Here is a 525-nt window from a genome sequence, read left to right on the forward strand (position 1 = left end):
CGTTGGTTCTACTGGTGGTTAGTTCGATCTGGCCGTGTGTCTCGCCAGTGGCAGGGTCAGTAGTCCACACGTAGCCTTCACCCACACGTGCCGAATCGGTGGTGTCGATGGTGGTGGTGACGGCTGCTAGTTGGTTACCGGTGTGGGTGAACACGTCACGGTGGATAACTTCTCCGGTGGTGGTGTTGATGGTGTCTTTGGCTACGCGTCGGCCGAGACCATCGTAGGTGTAGCGGTAGCCAACACCGGGAGCATCACTTGAGGTAAATCCGATGGGTTGTTCACCGGTGGCGTAGAAGAAGTGATGGACTAATGGTTTTTTGCTGAGGCGTTTGGTTGATGTGCGGGTGATGCGACCTGCATCATCGTAGGTGTAGGTAGTCCGGCCGACTTTGACCGGCAGTGTGTTGTGGTAGTCGATGACCCCGTCAGCAGTAGAGGCCAGCACACCAGCCGGGGTGAAGGAGTAGTTCTCCTGCGCGGACACCCCGGTGGTACTGCCCGGTTGTGCTGGAGTGCCTGCTC

1 pseudogene is annotated in these 525 nt (G+C 57.9%); it reads right to left on the minus strand.

Annotated features, from left to right (window positions below):
- Positions 1-525, minus strand: a pseudogene (locus tag MHX63_RS10375) (hypothetical protein); the annotation flags it as partial.

This window comes from Corynebacterium sp. ACRQK (assembly GCF_022345965.1).
In the GTDB taxonomy this organism is placed as follows: domain Bacteria; phylum Actinomycetota; class Actinomycetes; order Mycobacteriales; family Mycobacteriaceae; genus Corynebacterium.